Source organism: Streptomyces winkii, from assembly GCF_032248595.1.
Taxonomy (GTDB): domain Bacteria; phylum Actinomycetota; class Actinomycetes; order Streptomycetales; family Streptomycetaceae; genus Streptomyces; species Streptomyces winkii.
This window is the reverse complement of the sequence record NZ_JASTTH010000001.1, coordinates 407013-426458: the sequence shown is the minus strand read 5'-3', so window position 1 is coordinate 426458 and position 19446 is coordinate 407013. Positions and strand designations below refer to the sequence as shown.

Annotated in this window: 15 protein-coding genes; 9 read left to right on the top strand and 6 right to left on the bottom strand. The window is 71.5% G+C overall.

Annotation, left to right across the window (positions count from 1 at the left end; translation table 11 throughout):
- Positions 1-4 precede the first annotated feature (4 nt).
- Positions 5-1540 (top strand): FAD-dependent monooxygenase, encoded by a 1536-nt coding sequence (locus QQM67_RS01955; RefSeq protein WP_314171748.1) that lies wholly within the window; start codon positions 5-7, stop codon positions 1538-1540.
- A gap of 8 nt (positions 1541-1548) precedes the next feature.
- On the opposite strand, the gene QQM67_RS01950 is transcribed toward QQM67_RS01955, so the two are convergent.
- Complete coding sequence (locus tag QQM67_RS01950; protein ID WP_314171747.1) at positions 1549-3009, bottom strand: amidase; 1461 nt, start codon at positions 3007-3009, stop codon at positions 1549-1551.
- 669 nt (positions 3010-3678) lie between these two features.
- Positions 3679-5277, bottom strand: a complete 1599-nt coding sequence (locus QQM67_RS01945) for an acyl-CoA mutase large subunit family protein (RefSeq protein ID WP_314171746.1) — start codon at positions 5275-5277, stop codon at positions 3679-3681.
- 365 nt (positions 5278-5642) lie between these two features.
- Here QQM67_RS01945 and QQM67_RS01940 point away from each other — a divergent pair, with 365 nt between their 5' ends.
- Positions 5643-6485 (top strand): L,D-transpeptidase family protein, encoded by an 843-nt coding sequence (locus QQM67_RS01940; protein ID WP_314171745.1) that lies wholly within the window; start codon positions 5643-5645, stop codon positions 6483-6485.
- Between the two features lie 553 nt (positions 6486-7038).
- Here the strand turns inward: QQM67_RS01940 and QQM67_RS01935 are convergent.
- The 3 genes from QQM67_RS01935 to QQM67_RS01925 all read right to left on the bottom strand — a co-directional run bounded on the left by QQM67_RS01935 (position 7039) and on the right by QQM67_RS01925 (position 10998).
- Complete coding sequence (locus QQM67_RS01935; RefSeq protein WP_314171744.1) at positions 7039-8418, bottom strand: hypothetical protein; 1380 nt, start codon at positions 8416-8418, stop codon at positions 7039-7041.
- Positions 8418-9071, bottom strand: coding sequence for an RNA polymerase sigma factor (locus QQM67_RS01930; protein WP_314172211.1), 654 nt, complete (start codon positions 9069-9071; stop codon positions 8418-8420). Before QQM67_RS01930 ends, QQM67_RS01935 begins: the two co-directional genes overlap by 1 nt.
- Before the next feature lie 316 nt (positions 9072-9387).
- Positions 9388-10998, bottom strand: a complete 1611-nt coding sequence (locus QQM67_RS01925; RefSeq protein WP_314171743.1) for a beta-N-acetylhexosaminidase — start codon at positions 10996-10998, stop codon at positions 9388-9390.
- 453 nt (positions 10999-11451) lie between these two features.
- On the opposite strand from QQM67_RS01925, the gene QQM67_RS01920 reads away from it, so the two are divergent.
- From QQM67_RS01920 to QQM67_RS01895, 6 genes are all read left to right on the top strand, one after another.
- Complete coding sequence (locus tag QQM67_RS01920; RefSeq protein ID WP_314171742.1) at positions 11452-12045, top strand: 2-oxo-4-hydroxy-4-carboxy-5-ureidoimidazoline decarboxylase; 594 nt, start codon at positions 11452-11454, stop codon at positions 12043-12045.
- Between the two features lie 206 nt (positions 12046-12251).
- On the top strand, positions 12252-12632 hold the full coding sequence (gene sdhC, locus QQM67_RS01915) for a succinate dehydrogenase, cytochrome b556 subunit (protein ID WP_314171741.1): 381 nt from the start codon (positions 12252-12254) through the stop codon (positions 12630-12632).
- A 5-nt stretch (positions 12633-12637) separates the two neighbouring features.
- A complete protein-coding gene (locus tag QQM67_RS01910) occupies positions 12638-13132 on the top strand; it encodes a succinate dehydrogenase hydrophobic membrane anchor subunit (RefSeq protein ID WP_314171740.1) in 495 nt (164 codons plus the stop codon).
- A gap of 26 nt (positions 13133-13158) precedes the next feature.
- The gene (gene sdhA / locus QQM67_RS01905) at positions 13159-14913 is read left to right on the top strand and encodes a succinate dehydrogenase flavoprotein subunit (protein WP_314171739.1); all 1755 of its coding nucleotides are present in this window, start codon (positions 13159-13161) and stop codon (positions 14911-14913) included.
- Positions 14913-15701: a succinate dehydrogenase iron-sulfur subunit gene (locus QQM67_RS01900; RefSeq protein ID WP_314171738.1), complete on the top strand. Its 789-nt coding sequence runs from the start codon at positions 14913-14915 to the stop codon at positions 15699-15701. The genes sdhA and QQM67_RS01900 overlap by 1 nt, the downstream gene beginning before the upstream one ends.
- 286 nt (positions 15702-15987) lie before the next feature.
- Positions 15988-16977, top strand: coding sequence for a trypsin-like serine peptidase (locus tag QQM67_RS01895; RefSeq protein ID WP_314171737.1), 990 nt, complete (start codon positions 15988-15990; stop codon positions 16975-16977).
- A 120-nt stretch (positions 16978-17097) separates the two neighbouring features.
- Here QQM67_RS01895 and QQM67_RS01890 read toward each other — a convergent pair whose 3' ends face one another.
- A complete protein-coding gene (locus QQM67_RS01890) occupies positions 17098-18012 on the bottom strand; it encodes a transglutaminase-like domain-containing protein (RefSeq protein ID WP_314171736.1) in 915 nt (304 codons plus the stop codon).
- A 92-nt stretch (positions 18013-18104) separates the two neighbouring features.
- Between QQM67_RS01890 and QQM67_RS01885 the strand changes: the two genes are divergently transcribed.
- Positions 18105-19409, top strand: a complete 1305-nt coding sequence (locus tag QQM67_RS01885) for an acyl-CoA thioesterase/bile acid-CoA:amino acid N-acyltransferase family protein (RefSeq protein WP_314171735.1) — start codon at positions 18105-18107, stop codon at positions 19407-19409.
- Positions 19410-19446 lie beyond the last annotated feature (37 nt).

Sequence of the window (19446 nt, the reverse complement as noted above, 5' to 3'; positions counted from 1 at the left end):
CGCCATGGAGCGATTTAACAGCGTTAAGGAACCGGCCGGGGCCCCGGATGTGCTCGTCGTCGGCGCGGGCCCGGTAGGGCTGACCCTCGCGTGCGACCTCGCCCGCAGAGGCGTACGGGTCCGGCTCGTCGAACAGGCCGGGACGCTCTTCCCCGGATCGCGCGGCAAGGGCCTCCAGCCCCGCAGCCTGGAGGTCCTGGACGACCTGGGCCTCGGAGAGGCCCTGCGGCGCGAGAGCGGTCCGTACCCGCGGATGCTGCCGTGGGACGGCGACAGACCCGGCGAGCCCTTCGATTTCGTGGAGCCCTCCGAACCCCGGCCCGGTGAGCCGTACGGCGAGGGCCGGATGCTCCCCCAGTGGCGCACGCAGGAACTGCTCCACGAGCGGCTGCGCTCGCTGGGCGGCGAGGTGGAGTTCGGCACCCGGCTCACCGGCCTCGGTCAGGACGAGGACGGCGTGACCGCGCGCCTCACCGGGCCGGACGGCGGCGGAAGCACGGTGCGCGCGGCGTTCCTGGTCGCCGCGGACGGCGGCCGCAGTACCGTACGGACCTCGCTCGGCATCGACATGACCGGCGAACAGGTCGAGCCGCAGCCCTCACTCGTCGCCGACGTGCGGCTGACCGGACTCGACCGGGATCACTGGCACGTCTGGCCGCACGCCGAGGGCGGTGCTCTGGCGCTGTGCCCGCTGCACGGCACGGACCTGTTCCAGATGGCCGCCCGCTTCGACGACTTGGGGCACTCCCCGCGCCGAAGCCCGTGGGGGAAGGCGGAGCCCGGCACCTCACCGGCCGACGTCCGCGCCCTGGTCTCCGAGCGCAGCTTCCTGTCCGCCGACGACGTGCGCGAGGTGCGCTGGGCGTCCGTGTTCCGGCCGAACGCGGCACTCGCCGAGCGCTTCCGGCAGGGCCGCGTCCTCCTCGCGGGCGACGCGGCGCACGTGCACTCCCCCGCCGGCGGCCAGGGCCTCAACACCGGCATCCAGGACGCCTACAACCTCGGCTGGAAGCTCGGTCAGGTGCTGCGGCACGGCGCGGAGGACGCCCTTCTCGACACGTACGAGGAGGAACGGCTGCCCGTGGCCGCCGAGGTCCTCGGGCTCAGCACCCGCATCCACCGCGGCCGTCAGCAGCGCGGGCGCGCGACACAGCAGCTCGACATCGGCTACCGCGACGGCTCCCTCGCCCACGAGCTGCGCACCGCGCCCGGCGGCGAGCTGCGCGCGGGCGACCGCGCGCCCGACGCTCTCGTCGTGTCCCCGCCGAGGGCGGGAGACGCCTCGCGGAGCGAACGGCTGCGGCTCTTCGACGCCTTCCGCGGCCCGCACTGGACGCTGCTCGCCTTCGGCGGAGCGCGGCTGCCGGAGCGCGTACCGGCGGGCGTCCACGCGTACGGGATACGCGACGCGGAGGCGCATGCCGAAAAGGCGTACGGCGAGGGCCTGTTCCTCATCCGCCCCGACGGCCACCTCGGCGTCGCCGCCGACGCGTGGACGGACGGGCTCAGCGCTCTGCTGGCCCGCTTCGGCCTGCGTTGACGACGGCGCTAGTTCCGCGCGCCTTCCGAGTCGGCCGCCTCGGGGGGCGCTTGGGCCGGCCAGTGCTCGAACCACCGCTGGTCCGCCTCCAGTTGCGCGGCCAGCTGGACGAGCAGGGGCTCGCTGCTCTCCGGCCCGAGCAGCTGCGCCCCCAGCGGAAGCCCCGAAGTGGTGAAGCCCGCGGGCACGTTGACGCCGGGCCAGCCCAGCACGTTCCACGGCCACGCGTACGGGCAGTGGGCGATCATCGTGCGGTCCGTCTGCCAGCCGGAGAGATGCGCGAGGTCGCCGATCCGCGGCGGCGGCGTCGCCGTCGTGGGAGCGAGGACCACGTCGTACCGGTGGAAGATCCGCCCCACCCGCCGGTGCAGCGGCCCCTCGGCGGCGCGGGCGGCACGCAGCACGGAACCGCCGAGCAGCCTTCCCGTACGGGCGGCGCCGCGCGTACGGGCGTCCAGCAGGTCGAAGTCCGGGACGCGGCCGGTCCATTCGCGGATGCCGGCGGTGGCCCGCGGCACGAACGTCAGCCCGACAGGGCCGTAGTGCGGGTCGGCCTCCTCGACCTCGTGCCCGAGCGCCGCGATGCGCTCCGCGAGGCCGGTGACCGCTGCCCGTACCACCGGATCGAGTGACTTCCGCGTCGCCGTCCACGGTGGCCGCAGCGACAGCGCGACGCGCAGCCGGCCCGGGTCCCGGCCCACCGCGGGCAGCACCTCGACCGGCGACGGGCGGTGCAGATCCCCGTCCGCGCTGCCGGCGGCCACGTCCAGCAGCAGCGCCGCGTCCCGCACCGTGCGGGCCAGCGGCCCGAACACCGTGATCCCCTTGAACGCCTCGGGCTCGGGCATCGTCGAGATCCGGCCGCGCTGCGGCTTGATGCCGACGAGATGGCTCCAGGCCGCCGGGATACGGATCGACCCGGCCCCGTCCGAACCGAGCGCGGCGGGCACGAGCCCCGCGGCGACGGCGGCGGCCGAGCCGCCCGACGACCCGCCCGGCGTGTGCTCCAGGCTCCACGGGTTCCGGGTGTCCCCGAAGGCGGGCCCCTCGGTGAAGGGCCACTGGCCGAGCTCGGGGGAGTTGGTCTTGCCGACGACGACGGCACCGGCCGCGCGCAGGCGGCGCACGGCCTCGCTGTCCGCGTCCTTGGCCGGGAAGTCGCCGGGGCAGCCGAACGCCGTCGGCTCCCCCGCCACGTCGACATCGTCCTTGACGGCGAGGGGCACGCCCAGCAGGGGCAGGCGCTCGCCGCGCGCCAACCGGCCGTCCGCGGCGTCCGCTTCGGCGAGCGCGGCGTCGCGGCGGACGCGGCGGAACGCGTTGAGCGTGGGCTGCGTCGCGGCGATGCGGGCCAGGGCGCGCTCGGTCAACTCGCGCGCCGTCACCTCCCCGGCGGCCAGCGCCGCGGCCTGCTCGGCCAGCCCCCGCGACTCGCGTGGCTCGACCTGCGTTCCGACTTCAGCAGTCACCAGGACTCCCCATACTCGCCGGTAATCAGACCCTCATCCTCCGCCTCTGCGGGCGGCTCGGCAACGGGGGTTCGCGTGTTCGGGGTGTGGGGTGCGCCTCGGGGTTCGCCTCGGGTTCGCTTCCCGTGGGTGCGTGGTGCCGGGGGCGGGCCGCTCCGGGGGTCAGTCCGGACGGCATGATTTACGGCCTTTCGCCCCTCGGAACACCCCCGAACCCTCTGGCTAGCGGGCCGCAAATCACGCTTGAGTGTCCGGACATGCCCCCCTGCGCACCCCGCCCCCTCCCGCCGTCCGACGACTCTCCCTCAGGGGCACAGGGGCCCCACCGTTGCCGTACTCCCTCCGGGCCCGGCCGCCCGTACGCGTACGTCCAACCGCCCCCGATCAGGGGCCGGTTGAGAACCCGGAGACCGTGCCCGCGCTGGTCGGAGGCCACAAGGGGAGAGCCGCCGACGGACGTGAGGGGGTGGGGCGCGCAGGCGGTGGTTCCGGGAAACTCAAGCGTGATTTGTGGCCCGGCATCAAAGATCAACTCATCTGTTCCGTGAGGCCTGGGGCCAAAAATCATGCCTTCCCGGAGCCGCCGCCGGAGCGTCCCGCCCCCGGCACCACCCACGCACCGAAAGCGAACTCGCCCCGGAAAGACCAAAGCGCGCGAGCCACAACCCCTCAGAACGAGTCCGTCGGCACGTACGCCCCCCAGATCTCCCGGAGCGTGTTGCACACCTCGCCCACCGTCGCCCGCGCCCGCAGCGCCTCCTTCATCGGATACAGGACGTTGTCCGTCCCCTCCGCCGCCTTGCGCAGCGCCGCCAACGCCCCGTCCACAGCCGCCTGATCCCGCTCCGCCCGCAGCCGCGCCAGCCGCTCGCACTGCTGCTGCTCGATCGCCGGGTCGACGCGCAGCGGCTCGTACGGGTCCTCCTCGTCGCGCTGGAAGCGGTTGACCCCGACGACCACCCGCTCACCGCTGTCGGTCTCCCGCGCGATCGCGTACGCGCTGCGCTCGATCTCCTCCTTCTGGAAGCCCTGCTCGATCGCGTCGACCGCACCGCCCCGGTCCTCGACCTGTTCCATCAGGGCGACGGCCGCCGCCTCGACCTCGTCCGTCATCGACTCCACGACGTACGAACCCGCGAACGGGTCGACGGTCGCCGTGATGTCCGTCTCGTACGCGAGGACCTGCTGCGTGCGCAGCGCCAGCCGCGCGGACTTGTCGGTCGGAAGCGCTATGGCCTCGTCGTAGGAGTTGGTGTGCAGCGACTGCGTGCCGCCGAGCACCGCGCCCAGCGCCTGCACCGTGACCCGTGCGAGGTTCACCTCGGGCTGCTGCGCCGTGAGTTGGACACCCGCGGTCTGCGTGTGGAAGCGCAGCATCAGCGACTTGGGGTTCTGCGCCCCGAACTCCTCGCGCATCACCCGCGCCCAGATCCGCCGCGCCGCGCGGAACTTGGCGACCTCCTCCAGCAGCGTCGTGCGCGCCACGAAGAAGAACGAGAGCCGCGGCGCGAAGTCGTCCACGCTCATCCCGGACGCGACGGCCGTACGCACGTACTCGATGCCGTCGGCGAGGGTGAAGGCGATCTCCTGCGCGGGCGTCGCGCCCGCCTCGGCCATGTGGTAGCCGGAGATGGAGATGGTGTTCCACTTGGGGATCTCCGCGCGGCAGTACTTGAAGATGTCGGCGATCAGCCGCAGCGACGGCTTGGGCGGGAAGATGTACGTGCCCCGCGCGATGTACTCCTTGAGCACGTCGTTCTGGATGGTGCCCGTGAGCTTCGCCGGGTCCGCGCCCTGCTCCTCGGCCACGAGCTGGTAGAGCAACAGCAGCAGCGCGGCGGGGGCGTTGATCGTCATCGACGTCGAGACCTCCTCCAGCGGGATCCCGTCGAAGAGGACGCGCATGTCGTCGATGGAGTCGATGGCGACGCCGACCTTGCCGACCTCGCCGTGTGCGAGGGGCGCGTCGGAGTCGTGGCCCATCTGGGTCGGCAGGTCGAAGGCGACGGACAGGCCCATCGTGCCGTTCTCGATGAGCTGCTTGTAGCGGGCGTTGGACTCGGTGGCCGTGCCGAAGCCCGCGTACTGCCGCATCGTCCAGGGCCGCCCGGTGTACATCGTCGGGTAGACGCCCCGCGTGTACGGGTACGCGCCGGGCTCGCCCAGCTTCTCCCCGGCGTCCCAGTCACGCAGCGCGTCCGGACCGTAGACGGGCTCGATGGGCAGACCGCTCTCGTTGAACCGCTGGTTGCCCGACTGGCGTGCCATGGACTGTGCCTCCGTACCGTCTGGGGGTCGCGCCGGGGTCCTCTCCGGCGGCGGGCAGCAGCACTGCGCGCGCCCCGCTCTTGTGAGCCGGGGGCCGCTCGGGCTGATGCTCTCGGCTGCCACGGACTGTAGCGATCCGCGTCCGGCCGTTGCAGGGCCACCGGCTGGGACCTTGCTCACAGCGTGCCGCGCCGCCCTCACAGGATGCCGCCAGGGGGTGGGGTTCGCGCGCGGACCACGCGGGAAGAGAAGGGGCGATCGGTGTGGAGAATTCCGTGATGTCCGCTGAGGTTCCGGGGGTTGGGATGGCGGGGGTTCGAACGTCCAGAGGGTCCGTACGTGTACGGCGCGGCAGCGTGTGGGCGGTGACGGCGGCGCTGGTCGTCGGCGGGGGCGCGGCGGCCGGCTGCAAGGCGCAAGCCGCCGGGAGTGCGCCGATCCGCGTGACGAAGACCTCGGTTCCGCCGGAGACACCGGACGAGCGGCGGCGCTCGTCCGTGAGCAACAGCACACCGGGCGAGGGCGACGGCGAACCCGCGAAGCCGGTCCGGCGGACGAACCGGGCCGCACCCGCCGACCCCGTACTCCTGACCTTCGGCGCGCGTGGCGCACAGGTACGCGAACTCCAGGCGCGGCTGCGCAAGTTGGGCCTCTTCGACCGCAACCCGACGGGCTACTACGGCCCGGTCACGACCGCTTCGCTGCGCGTCTTTCAGCGGCAGCAGGGCCTGCGCGGCGACGGCACTCTCACATCGAGCGCGTGGACGGCGGTGCGCGCCCGCACGTCGCCCCCGTCGCACGACGAGTTGTACCCGCCGACGACGCTTCCGCTCGACGATCCGGACCCGCGCTGCCTGACGGGGCGCGCGCTGTGCGTGAGCAAGAAGAGCCGCACGCTGGCCTGGTACGTGAACGGGCGGATGCTCTCGGCGATGGACGTGCGCTTCGGTTCGGCCTACACGCCCACGCGGGAAGGGCAGTTCGGCGTCGACTTCAAGAGCCGTCACCACGTTTCGACGATCTACCACACACCGATGCCGTACGCGCTGTTCTTCAGCGGCGGCCAGGCGATCCACTACTCCTCGGACTTCGCGGCCCGTGGCTACGGCGGAGCGTCGCACGGCTGCGTCAACGTACGGGACAAGAAGAGGATCGCGGCCCTCTTCGCGCAGGTACGCAAGGGCGACAAGGTCGTCGTCTACAAGTGACGGCGGCCGGCGAGTGATACCCGGTCGATGAGCGGCGCCCGGCGGCGCCAAGGCACGCGGCCAAGGGGCCACTGCGGCGCGGATTCGCGGGAACGCGGAGGAAGAAGAAAGGTGAAGAGATGGGGCGCGGGCGGGACCGGGGGAACGTGTCCCGCCCGCGCCATTCGCGCGAGCCCGAAGGTACGGGGGGAACCTCGGACTTGTCGCGCAGCCGATGACCAGTCGGCTCACTTGTTACTGCGTCGTCCGCGCCGAAAGTGTCACACCAGGTTTCAACTAAATCGTGTGACGTGCGTCACATGTGCGAGGCAGGCGCGGCCAGTTGCCGAAATCCCTGTCCAGAGCCTCCGGCACGAAATGAAACACCCCCGGCGGTGAACCGGAGGGAAGTTGACGCCCGGGCGTCCGAACGGGCCCCGCGGGAAAGGACGTTCGCGGATCAGCCTGCCGACTGCGGCGCCTGCCGGGCCGGAAACCAGGAACCGGCGCCGGGTGCTGGGTGCTGTGGCGCTGTGGCGCTGAGCGCCGGGAACGAGCGCCTGGCCCCAGGGATCTAGGAACCGGCCGAAGGGCTCGCGTCCGCGCTCGGCGAAGCGTCCGCGTCCGGAGACGACGTGGCGTCCGGAGACGAGGTCGTGTCCGAGTCGGCGGTCGGGCTGTCCGGGTCCTGCTGCCCGCCACTGTCGGGCCTGCTGCCGCCGCTGTCGGAGCCGTCGGAGTCACCGGTGTCGCCCGACTCCCCGCCGGTGTATCCGCCGCTGTCGCCGTCCTGGCCGCCGCTGTCACCGCCGTCTTCACCGCCCCCGTCGTTTCCCGAGGACGTGCCGCCCGAGTCGTCTCCCGGCTCTCCGGGCTTGCCGACACCGCCGGAGGCGGTCTGCTCGTCCCGCCCGGTGTCGTTCTTGTCGCAGAAGTCCTTCACACCGTCGGGGCCGCCGGCCACCCACTCCAGGCGGAGCCGGTCGTTCACGGAGAGATCGCCGCTCTCGTACCGGTCGCACAGCGCGTGCGCCATCGCCTTCTTGTCGGACTGCGACAGGCCGTTGCCGTTGCCGTGCCACCAGTCCTCATAGCCCCTGGGACCCTTGGAGTTCTTCCCGTCCCGTCCGCGCTCCTTGCCCGCGAGGTCCTCGCCGCTCGGCGAGTCGGACGGGGACCCACCCTCGCGGGTGCCGCGTCTTGGACCGTTGCCGTCGTACGGGCTGCCGCTTCCGCCGACCGTTTCCTGGCGGTCGTCGTCGGGGCTGGCAAGCGGCGAAACGCTCGCCGCCGGTGAGTCCCCGCCGCCGAACGGCGTGGGCAGCACGCCCGTTCCGGCCGCGACCGCGGCACCGCCGAGCGCGCATCCCGCGACGGCCATGGCGAATCCGGCGCGCAACGGGCGCCCCACAAGTGAGTTGCGGCGGGCCGCTCCCGGGCGGCGCTCGCCGGAGCGCCGGCGGGCCTCCCGCATGGCGGCACGCCGGCCGACGACTGTTTCGGCCTCGGTGGGCCCCGCCGTGATGTGGACGGTCCCGCTGTGTTCGTCCACTTGCGGGTGCGCCGCGCGGAACGCCTCCACCGCGGCGGCCTCTCCGGGGAGTTCGGCGGTCGCATCGCCCTGCGCCCGCCCGCCGCGGCCGGCGCCGAGCGCGTGCAGCGTCGCTGTCTGCTCCGCGACGAGCGCGTCGAGGAGGGAGGCGAGACGTTCTTCACCGGAGCCGTTGGCGTCGCCCTGCCGCGGTACGGAACCGGCGGGTCCGGCGGCGCGCGCCCAGGACGGCGTGGCCGCCGCGGGACGCCCGTAAGCGCTGGTGGGACCGGCTTCAACGTTGTCGCGGCCAGCAGCATGACGTCCGCCGCGCCGCGCGCTACGCGCATTGACCGCCGAGCCGCGCAGCAACCGCTCCGCCGCTTCGTCGTCCAGCCACCTGTACCGGTCGTCGTCCGCCATCACGTTTCCCTCAGCGTTCGCGAGGCCTTATGCGTCACACCGCGCGCCGTAGGAGACGCATCCGGACCCCCTGGCGGTTCTGCCGGATCGGGGAGTCCTTCCGCGGACTCCTCCAGCAACTGTGCGAGCTTGCGCAGGCCACGGTGCGCTGCGGTACGTACGGCGCCGGCGCGCTTGCCCAGCACCTCGGCGGCGCTCTTGGCGTCCAGCCCGACGACCACGCGCAGCACCACGGCCTCGGCCTGGTCCTGCGGCAGAAGGGATATGAGCGCCATCGTGCGGCCGGTGCCGAGCGCTTCGAGCGCCTCGTCGGCGGTGTCCGCTCCGGCCGGCAGCACGGCGAGATCGCTCTCGTCGCCGCCGATGACGGGACGGCGGCCTCTCGTACGCAGATGATCGAGCGCCCTGTTGCGGGCTATTCGCGCGGCCCAGCCGCGGAAGCGGTCCGCGTCGCCGCTGAATCTGCTGATGTCGCGGGCTATCTGAAGCCATGCCTCGGACGTGACGTCCTCGGCGTCGGGATCACTCACGAGCGTGCGGACATAGCCGAGCAGCCGCGGGTGCACAGTGCGGTACACGGTGCGGAAAGCAACTTCGTCCCCGCCCTGTGCCGCACGCACCGCGGCGGTCAACTCCGCGTCGTCCCCCTGCACGGCCGTCTCTCGCCCCACTCCGCGATGTCCCAACGGATCTGGTCACGCCCCTGGTCGGACGTCTGTCGTCGTCTCGCTGATGCCTGCGTATGCCTTACGCAAAGACCAGCATCGATGCGAGAGCACGCTAAGGCCAAGTGTGCGTCATAGTCCACGCAAGTTGACCAGGTAACAGAATGCGGATCGCGAACGCTGTAAGAGGTACGGGCCTGCCCCTGGCGTGGTGCGCCCGTTCTCGAGGGCGATCGGGGTCTCTCCTGTGGGGGGTGGCGACCCCGGTCGCCTTCGCATTTTCCGGCGGGCCCGCCGGGGCTTCTCAGCTCACGCGCTCGCCGAGCCGCTTGAAGTCCTCCCAGCTCAGGGCCGGTTTCGCCGGGTCCCACAACTTCTGCGCGGTCGCGCGGAGCGGTGGCCTGATGCCGGCGGCGACCTGTTCCGGCGTCTGCGCGCCGGCGCGGTCGCACCACACGGCGAAGCGGCCGCCGAGGATGTGCTCCGGACCGGAGAGGGATTCCCGAACCGGTTTGGTGCCGCGCAGCACCGCCGGAGTCCAATCGTCGTAGATGCGGCGACCTGTCGGATATGTGAAGTTGTTGGGCTGGCCGAGAACGTAGTAGAGGAACTCGTCGTTCACGTTGATCAGCTTCCAGCCGTCCTTGAGATACGACTCGGGGCTCCGCTCGCCCGGCTCCTTGCCCGTCCAGTAGGCGACCTCGCGGTCCTGGTCGGCGGGAACCTCGCCGCCCGCGTGGATGCCGTCGTTCCACGCCTGCGGCGTCTTGCCCTTCTGCCGTACGACGTTCGCGCGGTCGTTGAGCCACGCGGTCGCCAGATCCTGCACGCGCGCGCCGCGGCCGTGCTCCTCGCGGGCCTTCGCCGCGAGAGCGGGATAGGAGGCCTCGGGATCCCGCTGCGCCAGGGCGAGGTACTCGTCGCCGCCCAGATGCCAGTACTTGCCGGGGAAGAGGTCGGCGTACTCGCGCAGCAGATCGTCGATGATCCGCGCCGCACGCGGGTCGGAGACGTCGACGGCGCCCTCGGTCGGCCTCCCCGCGGCGTTCCTCAGCTGGATCTCCGGGTGCGCCTTGATGACGGCGCCGAGGTGCCCCGGCGAGTCGATCTCCGGAATGACGTCGATGTGCCGGGACTCGGCGACCTTGACGATGTGCCGCACTTGCGCCTTGGTCAAATGCGGCCGCGAGACGACCTCGGGGTGCGTGCTGCTCTCGACCCGGAACGCCTGGTCGTCCGAGAGGTGCAACTGGAGCTGGTTCAGCTTGAGATCGCCCATCTCGCGGATGCGGTCCTCGATCCACTCGGCGCTGAAGTGCTTGCGCGCGATGTCGAGCGAGAGCCCGCGCTGCGGACGGTCCGGTTCGTCGTGGACCACGCCGTCGGCCACGCCGCCGCGGGCACGCACCGACTGGAGCAGCGTGCGGGTGCCGTAGAAGACGCCGGCGTCGGTGCCCCCGGCGATCCGCACCCGGCCCTGGCGGCTGTCCATCACGTATCCCTCGCGCGCGGTCTTCAGACCGGTGTCCAGGCTCAGTTGGACGTCCGCCGTGCGGGCCGGGCCCTTGGAGAAGGGGACCTTCAGCTCCCGGGCCAGCAGCCTGGCCTCGTCGGCGAGCGGCCCGCCGGGGTCGGCCACGACGCGCGTGAACTTCGACGGCTTCCACTCCGGGCCGTGCACCGGCCTCCACTCCCGTACGGACGGAACTGCCGCCGGTGCGGGGCCTGTTCGGGCGGGCTCGGTCGGCTTCGGCACCCCGGGTGCGTGGCTGTTCGCGACGCCGCTCCCGCTCGCGCCGGAGCCTCCGTCACCCGCGTCCTCGGTGGAGCAGCCGCCGAGGGTGAGAAGGCCCGCCGTGCTCGCCACGAGCACGGCTGCCGAAACCGTCCGTTTCTTTGGCCGCTTAGGTCCCATACGGATACGTTATTGCCCCTTTTCGACTCGCACTCGCCGGGTATGCGAGCGGGATCGTTCCCGTCCGGGTGAAATTCCCATACTCGTCGTATCGTTCGCACTCCGCCTCGTTACGGTGGCCGAGGCCCGATCGCGCAGCTGTATCGGAAATCACAGCGGCGGCCGGTCGGGCGGGGGCGAGCCGGGCCGGTCGAGGCCTCATCTCTCCCCCACCGGTCCACCGACGGGTCCGGGTCGGGGTTCGCCACGCGTACGCCGGAGCCGGGCCCTCACGTCAGCCCGCAGTCCGAGGAGCCCATGCCGCCGCCCAGTCCGCGAAGCGACGAGAAGGCCGCGCCCCAGCCCGTCGTGGGCGCCTCCGGAGGCTCCACGGGCCTCAGGCTGGGAGAGGGCATGCCCGCTCTGCCCGCGCCGCAACCGGCTCGGCACGGGCCGTCCGGCAGGTCCCCGAAGATGCCGCCGCCCCCTCCGATGCCGCTGTCCCGGTTCAACGCCGCGCCCGCGGAGCCGGCCTCCGCGGTGCTGCTGCGCTGCTGCGGCAGTGGCCGCTGGGCGGCATGCATCGCCGCCTGCCGCCCGTACCCGGACATGGAGTCGCTGCTCGCGGCCCTGGACGAGGCGAGTTACGACATGACGGCCGCCGATCTGGCGGAGGCGCTCGCCGCGGAGTCGCCGGTGGTGCCGGCCCCCGGCGAGGGCGCGGCGCACACCTCGTCCGGCAGGCGCGACCGGTCACCCGGCAGGCCCGACCAGCGCGTCCACCGGGACCAGCGCGGAGTCCTGGCGGCACACACCGCCCTCCGGGCCGCTCACGCCGCGTACGAGAACCGCTTCGGTCACGCCTTCCTCGTCTGCCTCGACGAGTGTGCTCCCGGGGAGCAGCTCGACCGGGCCCTCGCGGCCGTGCGCGACCGCCTGGCCAACGACGTGGAGGAGGAGCGTCTGGTGGTGACGGAGGAGCTCCGGCGCCTCGCGCGCGGCAGGCTCCTGCGGTTGGTGAGGGGCGCCGGGAAGGCCCTCCCGCGGCCCTCGTCCGAGGGGTCCTGAACACCCCCGCGACCCCGCCGCTCAAGTTCCGCCCGGCTCTGCCTGATTGATCACATCCGCCCCTCCCGGGACCGATGTACCGACAAAGCGTCGCTACGATGGCCCAGGCCGGTGGTCCGTACCCGGCCGAGCCCGACCGACACCGCTGCACTCTCAGCCGAAGATGGCGGCCGGCTCTGACACCGCACCCGGAGGGGTTTTTTTCCGTGCCGGCTGGAACGCTGTACCGCGGCCGGGAAGGCATGTGGTCCTGGGTGGCTCACCGAGTCACCGGTGTCCTCATCTTCTTCTTCCTGTTCGTGCACGTGCTGGACACCGCGCTCGTCCGCGTCTCGCCCGAGACGTACGACAACACGGTGGCGATCTACAAGACGCCGATCGTCAATCTCATGGAGTACGGCCTCGTGGCCGCGGTCCTCTTCCACGCGCTGAACGGTCTCCGCGTCGTCGCCGTGGACTTCTGGTCGAAGGGCCCGAGGTACCAGAAGCAGATGCTGTGGAGCGTCATGGCCGTCTGGGGCGTGGTGATGATCGGCGCCTTCTACCCCGTCCTCCGGCACACTCTGCACTCGCTGTTCGGGAGCTGATGAACATGTCGACCCAGACCGCGAACGCACCCTCCGAAGGGTCCGGCGACTCCGGCAGCTCCGGTAGCGGCCCGTACAGCGTGGACAATCCGGCCCCGCTCATCACGCCGCCCCGCGCCCGCACCACCAGGACGCCGAAGGCGACCCGCACCAACTTCGAGCTGTACGGCTGGCTGTTCATGCGGCTGTCCGGCATCGTCCTCGTCGTGCTGGTCCTCGGCCATCTGCTGATCCAGCTCGTGCTGGACGGCGGCGTGACCAAGATCGGCTTCGCCTTCGTGGCCGGCCGCTGGGCCTCCCCCTTCTGGCAGGTCTGGGACCTGCTGATGCTGTGGCTCGCGATGCTGCACGGCGCGAACGGCCTGCGGACCGTCATCAACGACTACGCGGAGCGGGACGGCGCACGCCTGTGGCTGAAGATGCTGCTGTACACCGCCACCGTCTTCACCGTCCTGCTGGGCACGCTGGTGATCTTCACCTTCGACCCGAACATTCGCTGACGTACGTACGGGGCTGAGGTAACCCAATGAAGATCCACAAGTACGACACCGTGATCGTCGGCGCGGGCGGCGCGGGCATGCGCGCGGCCATCGAGGCCACCAAGCGCAGCCGCACCGCCGTACTGACGAAGCTCTACCCGACCCGCTCCCACACCGGCGCCGCACAGGGCGGCATGGCGGCGGCCCTCGCCAACGTCGAGGAGGACAACTGGGAGTGGCACACCTTCGACACGATCAAGGGCGGCGACTACCTGGTCGACCAGGACGCCGCCGAGATCCTGGCGAAGGAGGCCATCGACTCCGTCCTGGACCTGGAGAAGATGGGCCTGCCGTTCAACCGCACCCCGGACGGCACCATCGACCAGCGCCGCTTCGGCGGCCACAGCCGCAACCACGGCGAGGCGCCGGTGCGCCGGTCCTGCTACGCGGCGGACCGCACGGGCCACATGATCCTCCAGACGCTGTACCAGAACTGCGTGAAGGAGGGCGTGGAGTTCTTCAACGAGTTCTACGTCCTGGACCTGCTGATGGGCGAGGTCGACGGCGTGCGCAAGACCGCCGGCGTCGTGGCGTACGAGCTGGCCACCGGAGAGATCCACGTCTTCCGGGCCAAGGCCGTCGTCTTCGCCTCGGGCGGCAACGGCAAGTTCTTCAAGGTCACTTCGAACGCGCACACCCTCACCGGCGACGGCCAGGCCGCGGCCTTCCGGCGCGGACTGCCGCTGGAGGACATGGAGTTCTTCCAGTTCCACCCGACGGGCATCTGGAAGATGGGCATCCTGCTCACCGAGGGCGCCCGCGGCGAGGGCGGCATCCTGCGCAACAAGGACGGCGAGCGCTTCATGGAGAAGTACGCGCCGGTGATGAAGGACCTCGCCTCGCGTGACGTCGTCTCCCGCGCGATCTACACCGAGATCCGCGAGGGGCGCGGCTGCGGCGCCGACAAGGACCACGTCTTCCTCGACCTGACGCATCTGCCGCCCGAGCAACTGGACGCGAAGCTCCCGGACATCACGGAGTTCGCCCGTACGTACCTGGGCATCGAGCCGTACACCGACCCGGTGCCGATCCAGCCGACCGCGCACTACGCGATGGGCGGCATGCCGACCAACGTGCAGGGCCAGGTGCTCGCCGACAACAGCACGCCCGTGCCGGGTCTGTACGCCGCGGGCGAGGTCGCGTGCGTCTCCGTGCACGGCGCGAACCGGCTCGGCACCAACTCGCTCCTGGACATCAACGTCTTCGGGCGGCGAGCCGGCATCGCCGCCGCCGCGTACGCCGCCACCGCCGACTTCACCGAACTGCCGGAGAACCCGGCCGCGTTCGTCGAGGGCGAGGTGGAGAACCTGCGCGACGCGACGGGCAACGAGCGGGTGGTGGAGATCCGCAAGGCGCTCCAGGAGTGCATGGACAAGAACGTCATGGTCTTCCGCAGCGAGCAGACGCTGAAGGAGGCCGTCGAGGAGATCGGCGAACTGCGCAAGCGCTACCGGAACATCAGCGTCCAGGACAAGGGCAAGCGCTTCAACACCGATCTGCTGGAGGCCATCGAGCTGGGCAACCTGCTGGACCTGGCCGAGGTGACGGCTGTCTCCGCGCTGGCCCGCAAGGAGTCCCGCGGCGGTCACTACCGCGAGGACTTCCCGAACCGCGACGACGTCAACTTCATGCGCCACACCATGGCGTACCGCGAAGTGGGCGACGACGGCACAGAGTCGATCCGGCTGGACTACAAGCCGGTCGTGCAGACCCGCTACCAGCCGATGGAGCGTAAGTACTGATGAGCACCGCAGTCATGGACAAGTCCGGGGAGCCGGCGGCCGGTTCGCAGCCGGCCTCGCACCTGGTCACCGTCACCTTCCGGGTCCGCCGCTTCAATCCGGAGGTCTCGGCGGACTCCCGGTGGGAGGACTTCACCCTCGACATCGATCCCAAGGACCGCGTCCTGGACGCGCTCCACAGGATCAAGTGGGAGCAGGACGGGACGCTCACCTTCCGGCGCTCGTGCGCGCACGGCATCTGCGGCTCGGACGCGATGCGCATCAACGGGCGCAACCGGCTCGCGTGCAAGACGCTGATCAAGGACATAACGGAGATCAAGGACGGCAAGGGCGTCAAGCCGATCCTCGTCGAGGCCATAAAGGGCCTGACGGTGCTCAAGGACCTCGTCGTCGACATGGAGCCGTTCTTCCAGGCGTACCGGGACGTCATGCCGTTCCTGGTCACCAGCGGCAACGAGCCGACGCGCGAGCGCCTCCAGTCCGCGAAGGACCGCGAGCGCTTCGACGACACGACCAAGTGCATCCTGTGCGCCGCGTGCACGAGTTCGTGCCCGGTGTTCTGGAACGACGGCCAGTACTTCGGGCCGGCGGCCATCGTCAACGCGCACCGGTTCATCTTCGACAGCCGCGACGAGGCGGCCGAGCAGCGCCTGGAGATCCTCAACGACAAGGACGGCGTGTGGCGTTGCCGCACGACGTTCAACTGCACGGACGCCTGCCCCCGCGGCATCGAGGTGACGAAGGCGATCCAGGAGGTCAAGCGCGCTCTGATCACGCGCCGCTTCTGAGCTGCGGAATCCGAGCGGCAGAATCCGGCAGGCAAGGGGCGGGCGCACGCGCGCCCGGCTCACACGCGCACGCGACAGCGCCCGGGGCACCGCCCCGGGCGCCTTGTTGTGCGGGTCCGGCGGCTTTGTCGTGCCGGTGAGCCGACTCCCGTTCGGCGGGGCCGATTTCGGGGCACGCTATCGACGCAGCACGCACCACCGCGATACGTACGACGCACACGTACCACCGCAACACGCACGTCTGTCCGCACCACTCGTCTGCCCCATCCCAGCAGAAGGAGTACGCGTGAGACGCACACGACGCACGCGCCGAGGCGCCGGCGCCCTGCTAGCCGTAGGCGCCCTGCTCGGCCTCGCGCTACAGACCACCCCCGCAAGCGCCGACTCCGGTGACACGACGCCCGGTTCGGCGATACCCAAGGCCGCGCAGGAGCGTGCCGCCGGGCAGTGGACCGCCGACCGCATGCGTGCGGCCACTCCCGTCGAAGACCTCCTCGACATCGGCACCCGCGCCGTCGAACGGGCCGGCAAGGCCGTGCCGCGCGGCGACGAGTTGAAGATCCCGCCGCTCGACACGGACGCCGTCACCAAGGCGCTGCCGGAACCGGGCGGCCCCTGGTCGGGCGGCGGCGACGTCGTGAAGACCTCCGGCCGGGTCTTCTTCAAGTTCGACGGACGCGACGCCTCGTGCTCCGGCGACGCCGTCACGAGCGACAACGGCAGCACGGTCATCACCGCCGGCCACTGCGTGAAGTACCAGGGCAAGTGGCACACCGACTGGGTCTTCGTGCCCGGCTACCACGACGGCGAGGCCCCACACGGCAAGTGGACCGCGTCCAAGACGCTGACCACTCCGCAGTGGGAGGCCAGCGAGGACATGAACTTCGACGTCGGCGCCGCCGTGGTGAACCCGCTCGACGGCAAGAAGCTGACGGACGTCGTGGGCGGCCAGGGCCTGTCCTTCAACGCCGACTACAACACCAAGATGTACGCCTTCGGCTTCCCGGCCGCCGATCCGTACGACGGCGAGAAGCTGATCTATTGCAGCGGCACGACCTTCCAGGACGTGCTGCTCACCAAGGACCACGGGCTCTCGTGCAACATGACGGGCGGCTCCAGCGGCGGACCGTGGTTCACGGAGTTCGACGAGGCGTCGGGCAAGGGCCTCCAAGCCTCGGTGAACAGCTTCGGCTACACGTTCCTTCCGGACACGATGTTCGGCCCGTACTTCGGGGAGGACGCGAAGAAGCTGTACGAGACGGCGCAGGCGAGCTGACCGGCCGGACGACGGCCGGCCGCGCGACCGCGACCGGAGCTCCCGCCGGCACAGCGCCGGCATGGACGCCGGCACCGGCACTCCCGCCGGTGCCGGCGTCGCGGCTGCTGATCCTGACGGCTACTGATCCTGCGGGCCGCGCAGCCGCACGTCGCACTCGCCGTCGTACGACTGGTACGAGGTCACCGTCTCCGGCACCCGCAGGCTCGGGGTGTCCCGGTACAGCGCGCGCACCTCGTCGAAGTCCGCGGTGACCGTGGCGCGTGCCGCCTCGTCGAGCACCGCGAGCGCCTCGTCGCCCGCCTCGTGCTCCCCGTCGCGCCCGGCGTCGCCGACGCCCCAGGCGTCCCAGGGCAGCACCTCCGCCCTGTTGAGTGCGGCCAGGTCGCGTACGACGTTGGCGCGCACCATCCACATGCCCATCAGCCCCAGCACGCTGACTCCGAACGTCTTCGGATCGGCCTCGCCCTCGCGGCAGCGGCGCCAGCTCTCGCCGGCGACGATGAAGCGGTCGCGGGGCACGTCGAGCGGGTCGAAGTCCAGCTCGTACGGGGACTCGATGCGCACGTCCGGCACCATCTGCGGATCGCTGAGGATCCAGCCGCGCTCGGGATGCGCGTACTCGGTGACCCAGTGGTCGTCGTGGAAGCCCTCGGCGAAGTACGTCGCGTAGCCGCAGCGGATGCGGGCGGGAGTCCCGGTGTGCCGCAGCAGCGCGCAGTGCAGCAGGGCGAAGTCCCGGCAGGTGCCGGCGAACCGGTCGAGGGGCCGGCGGGGCGCGGTGAGCGGCGCCTTGTCGAGCCGCAGGACGATGTCGAGGATGTCGTCGATGTAGCGGGTCTCCGCTTCGGAGCGGTAGCGCGATTCGGGCAGGGCACAGCCGAACCGGCCCGCCTCCTCGCGGTGGATGAGCAAGTGCCGTACGAGCAGGGCCAGTTCATCGGGACCGCCGGGCAGTTCCGCGAGCCTGTCCGCCGTACCCGGATCACTGTGCACGCTCTGTGTTAAGTAGAAGTCACGCTCTGCGGGCAGCATGCGCGACAGGGTCGCCGATTTCCCGGCGGATTTCCAGCCGCCAGGAATGACCGGTTCCGTGGATCCGCCCCTAGGTGCGTAGGGTGCCCCGGGTGGGACGCAAACCGACAGCACGCGCGGGCCTCGCCGCACTGCTGATGCTGGCCGCGACGGCGGCCTGCTCCGGCGGCAGCGGCGGCGGCTCGGACGACGCCCGTAAGCCGGACGGCGACCGCGCGGCGATCCACGTGGACCGCCCCGTGGCCCTCGCCGACCAGGATGTGAAGGTGCGCATCGGCGGTCTCGGCGCGCACGACCGCGTCAGCGTCACGGCGCACGCCGTCGACCGGCGCGGCCAACCGTGGAGCGCGCGCGGCGAGTTCAGCGCCGACGCTCACGGCCGCATCGACCTGGACGAGCAGGCGCCGCGCGGCGGCCGCCCGTACGCGAAGGCGGACAGCGGCGGCCTGTTCGGCGCGATGCTCCCGACGGCCGGCCGGAGCGTGAAGATGATCGGCAGCGGCGACGCCTTCTCCTTCCACCCGCCGGCACCGGCACAGAAGCGCTCGTACCGGCTGCGCCTGACCGTGAGCGAGAAGGGCAAGCAGGTCGCCGACCGGACCCTCACGCGCGAGTGGCTGACCGGCGGGGTCCGGCACCGCAAGCTCACGGTCGCCGAACACCGCGTGGACGGCGAGATGTTCACGCCGCCGAAGGGCGATCGGCGCCGGGCACCCGTCCTCGTCTTCGGCGGCTCGGAGGGCGGCAACTCCGGTGAGTACGCTGCCGCGTTGCTCGCCGCGCACGGCCATCCGGCGCTGTCGCTCTGCTACTTCCGCTGCGGCGAGGGCTCGGGACGTCCCGACGCCATCAACATGATCGACACGAGGTACTTCCTGCGCGCCGCGCGCGTACTGGCACACGAGCCGGGCGCCGACCCCGAGCGCCTCGCGGTGATGGGGAATTCGCGCGGCAGCGAGATCGCGCAGCTGCTCGGCCAGCGCCATCCGGCCGTCTTCCGCGACGTCATCGCCTACGCACCCTCCGCCAGGGTCAACGGCCCCTATCTGGCGGGCGCTTCGGGCCGCGCCGCCTGGGCCGAGAACGGCACGCCGATCCCCGCGGGGCCGATCCGGCTGGACGCCGTACGCGGCACGGTGCTGGCGATCGCGGGCGGCAACGACAAGATGTGGGGCTCCGCGGAGGCCGCCCGCGTGATCGCCTCGCAGCGCAACGCGTCCGGCGCGAGCCACCGGCAGATCACCTACCCGAAGGCGGGCCACCACGTGAACTGGTTCCCGTACGGGCAGCCGGGCCAGGAAGGCGGTGCGGACGGCGGCGTCGCCGGCACCTCCGGCTCCGACCAGGCGGCCCGCAAGGACGGCTGGGCACGCGTGCTCAAGCTGCTGGAGAGCTAGCCGCGTCCTGGCCGGGCAGGGGCCGGACTGAACCCGA